The sequence below is a fragment of the Streptomyces sp. NPDC058964 genome, from assembly GCF_042741275.1.
Lineage (GTDB): Bacteria > Actinomycetota > Actinomycetes > Streptomycetales > Streptomycetaceae > Streptomyces.
On sequence record NZ_JBHYKH010001092.1, the window covers coordinates 1 to 1,010 of the forward strand.

Genomic DNA, 1,010 nt, shown 5'->3' on the forward strand with positions numbered 1-1,010 from the left:
CCCTTGGCGGTCATCGTCCGGGCCGCGGCCTCCTCGGGCGGGGGCAGGGGCGGGAAGGACCCGCGGGTGCGGGCCTGCGCCATGGACCAGGCCTCCGGGACCAGGAGCCGCCGGGCCGCCTCGGGGCTGTCGGCCACGGCGACCGTGCCGGAGACGACGACGTACGGCTCCCCGGCCCACTCGGAGGGGCGGAACCCGGCGCGGTAGCGGTCGATGCCGCGCAGCATCCGGTCGCGGTCGCGCAGGTCGCCGATGACCATCGGCAGCCCGGCCCGGGCCGCCACGGCCGCGCCCTCGCCCATGGCCAGCACGAATGGCGGCACCGTCAGCCCCTCCGCCGGGCGGGCGTGCGCGCCGGTGGGGGACGTGCCCCGGAACCAGCCGAGCAGCTCGGCCAGTTGTGCGTCGAAGTCGTCGGCGTCGTCCTTGTCCCGGCCCAGCGCCCTGCGCACGCCGTCGGTGAAGCCCACCGAGCGGCCCAGACCCATGTCGATCCGCCCCGGGAACAGCGCCTCCAGCACCCCGAACTGCTCCGCCACGACCAGCGGCCGGTGGTTGGGCAGCATCACGCCGCCGGTGCCGACCCGGATCGTGCGCGTCGCCCCCGCCACGGCCGCGGCCAGCACGGTCGGCGCGGACCCGGCGACCCCGGGCACGCCGTGGTGCTCCGACACCCAGATCCGGTGGTAGCCGAGCCCCTCCAGCTCCCGGGCCAGCGCGACCGTGTCACGCAGCGCCTCGGCGGGCGGGCGGCCCTCCCGGGTGCGGGAGCGGTCGAGGACGGAGAAGCGGGCCGAGGCGATCACGGAACTCATGCCAGGTACAACACCGGCCCGCCCGCGGGATTCCTCAGCCCGCGTCCGTACGGCTGCGGGCCCGCCGCTCCCGTGGCGGGCGGACGAACTGCAGCTCCAGTGTCACCGGCGGTTCGGCGACCCCAGGACCGCCGGCGGCCGCCCACCGCACGATGTCGGGGGTGGTGTGGTAGTACCTGACGAAACAGACACAGG

1 protein-coding gene is annotated in these 1,010 nt (G+C 76.5%); it reads right to left on the minus strand.

Annotated features, from left to right (window positions below; genetic code table 11):
* Nucleotides 1-815: MsnO8 family LLM class oxidoreductase (locus ACFW2E_RS47895; RefSeq protein ID WP_384478708.1), on the minus strand; the 815-nt coding region annotated here is incomplete at its 3' end.
* Between the last annotated feature and the right edge of the window lie 195 nt (nucleotides 816-1,010).